This window comes from Bradyrhizobium sp. PRIMUS42, from assembly GCF_023006515.1.
Lineage (GTDB): Bacteria > Pseudomonadota > Alphaproteobacteria > Rhizobiales > Xanthobacteraceae > Bradyrhizobium.
This window is the reverse complement of record NZ_JALBGZ010000931.1, coordinates 1-2086: the sequence shown is the minus strand read 5'-3', so window position 1 is coordinate 2086 and position 2086 is coordinate 1. Positions and strand designations below refer to the sequence as shown.

The window sequence follows — 2086 nt, the reverse complement described above, 5'->3', positions numbered from 1 at the left end:
GGGGTCGCCGATTCCGCCGGCAAGATTCGCCAGCGCCGGGATCGCCTCGCCGACGATCGCGGAGGTGGCGACCTCGGCGTGCCTGGCGGTGGCGCCGATCACCAGCGAACGCCCCTTCATCTCGATCGTGTCGAGCCCCTCGATATGGGAGAGGTCGACCAGGTGCGGGGGGCTGGCGAGGCGCTGCTTCATGACGGGAATCAGCGTGTGGCCGCCGGCGATCACCTTGGCGTCTTCGTTCTTCACCAGGAGGTTGGCGGCCTGCCGAACGGTCCCGGGGCGATGGTATTTGAATTCGTACATCTGAATGTCCTGATCGCGGGATGCGCGTTACGCGAGGTCGGATTTCGCCATCGCCTTGGCGCCGGCGGAGATCGAGGCGACGATGTTCTGGTAGCCGGTGCAGCGGCAGAGATTGCCTTCTAGTTCTTCCCGGATCGTATGGTCGTCGAGCTCGTTGCCTTTGCGGTGCACGATGTCGATCGCGGTCATGATCATGCCCGGCGTGCAGAAGCCGCATTGCAGGCCATGGTGCTCGCGGAAGGCCTCCTGCATCGGATGCAGCGGCGCGCCGTCTGCGGCCAGCCCCTCGATCGTCTTGACCTCGTGGCCGTCAGCCATCACCGCCAGCGTGGTGCAGGACTTCACGGCCTTGCCGTCGAGATGCACGACACAGGCGCCGCACTGCGAGGTGTCACAGCCGACATGGGTGCCGGTCAGGTGCAGATTCTCGCGCAGGAACTGCACCAGCAGGGTGCGGGGATCGACGTTGGCCGTGACAGGATTGCCGTTCACGATGAGGGAGATTTTTGCCATAAGCACTCTCTATCAGCGCCCCGACGGGTCCCATCGAAGCGGTTCTTATAATTATTCCAACCCATCATATGGGCCATTATGCCCCGGGGCAACATCGCCCGGGACGCAAGGCGCCATGCCGAAAGGCGATAGCCTTCAGCCCTGTACCGCCTTGGCGAAGTTCGCGAAAAACTCGTCGGCAAGTTTCTTGGCGGCGCCGTTGATGAGGCGCTGGCCGAGCTGCGCCAACTTGCCGCCGATCTGCGCCTCGACCTCGTAGGAGAGCAGCGTGCCGCCGTCCTTCTCCGCCAGCTTGACCACCGCGCCCCCCTTGGCGAAGCCGGCGACCCCGCCCTCGCCCTCACCCGAGATCCTATAGCCGTTCGGCGGATCAAGATCGGAGAGCGTGACCTTGCCCTTGAAGCGTGCCGACACCGGGCCGACCTTCATTTTCGCCGTTGCGCGAAAGCCGCCGTCGTCGGTCCTCTCAAGCTCCTCGCAGCCGGGGATGCAGGCCTTCAGCACCTCGGGATCGTTGAGCTTGGCCCACACGGCCTCGCGCGGCGCCGCAAGCTGGACTTCGCCGTTCATCGTCATGGCCATGAGGTGCCTCCCGGATCGCGCAATTATAGTGCTGATCAAGTAACGCAGGGACGCGGCAAAGGAAAGGGCGCCGCTCGGTCAAGTGCAATGCATATTCGCAACTGCAAAAAGACGTGTGCGGGCGGTTGGGGATTGGCACAGCCGGGCCATGATGATTAGGTCGCGCGCAATGAGCACATCCCTCTCCCCCCTGCTCGCACCGATGCTGTCGAGCGCCGCCATGCGCGCCGTCTGCGACGACCGGTCGACCCTGCAGAACATGCTCGATTTCGAGGCAGCCTTGGCACGCGCCGAGGCCGCCTCCGATGTGATTCCGGCATCTGCGGTCGGCCCGATCGAGGCGGCGTGCAAGGCCGATTCCTTCGACATGGCCGCGCTGGCAGAGGCCGCGACGCGATCGGGCAATCTCGCGATTCCCCTGGTCAAGACGCTGACCGCCAATGTCGGCAAGGCCGACACGGAGGCCGCGCGCTACGTGCATTGGGGCGCAACCAGCCAGGACGTCATCGACACCGCGACCATGCTCACGCTTCGCGCCGGCATCGATACGCTGGACACCGACCTCAGCCGCGCCATCAAGGGCTTTGCCGCGCTGGCGCGCAACCATCGCAACACCGCGATGGTGGCACGGACCTGGCTCCAGCACGCGCTGCCGATGCCGTTCGGCCTGAAAGTCGCCGAATATGCG

4 protein-coding genes are annotated in these 2086 nt (G+C 64.9%); 1 reads left to right on the top strand and 3 read right to left on the bottom strand.

Features of this window, described 5'->3' with window-relative positions; translation table 11 throughout:
• The 3 genes from MOV75_RS35845 to MOV75_RS35835 form a co-directional block, all read right to left on the bottom strand.
• Positions 1-303: xanthine dehydrogenase family protein subunit M (locus tag MOV75_RS35845; RefSeq protein ID WP_247007711.1), on the bottom strand; the 303-nt coding region annotated here is incomplete at its 3' end.
• A 27-nt stretch (positions 304-330) separates the two neighbouring features.
• On the bottom strand, positions 331-816 hold the full coding sequence (locus MOV75_RS35840) for a (2Fe-2S)-binding protein (protein WP_212081488.1): 486 nt from the start codon (positions 814-816) through the stop codon (positions 331-333).
• A gap of 135 nt (positions 817-951) precedes the next feature.
• A complete protein-coding gene (locus MOV75_RS35835) occupies positions 952-1398 on the bottom strand; it encodes a carbon monoxide dehydrogenase subunit G (protein ID WP_246931074.1) in 447 nt (148 codons plus the stop codon).
• 169 nt (positions 1399-1567) lie between these two features.
• Between MOV75_RS35835 and MOV75_RS35830 the strand changes: the two genes are divergently transcribed.
• Positions 1568-2086 (top strand): lyase family protein (locus tag MOV75_RS35830; RefSeq protein WP_247007709.1); only part of this gene is annotated, 519 nt, incomplete at its 3' end.

What these genes read in the sequence shown, in the direction of transcription:
- MOV75_RS35840 (WP_212081488.1), bottom strand. Translation starts at nt 816, where the DNA reads ATGGCAAAAATCTCCCTCATCGTGAACGGCAATCCTGTCACGGCCAAC.
- MOV75_RS35835 (WP_246931074.1), bottom strand. Translation starts at nt 1,398, where the DNA reads ATGGCCATGACGATGAACGGCGAAGTCCAGCTTGCGGCGCCGCGCGAG.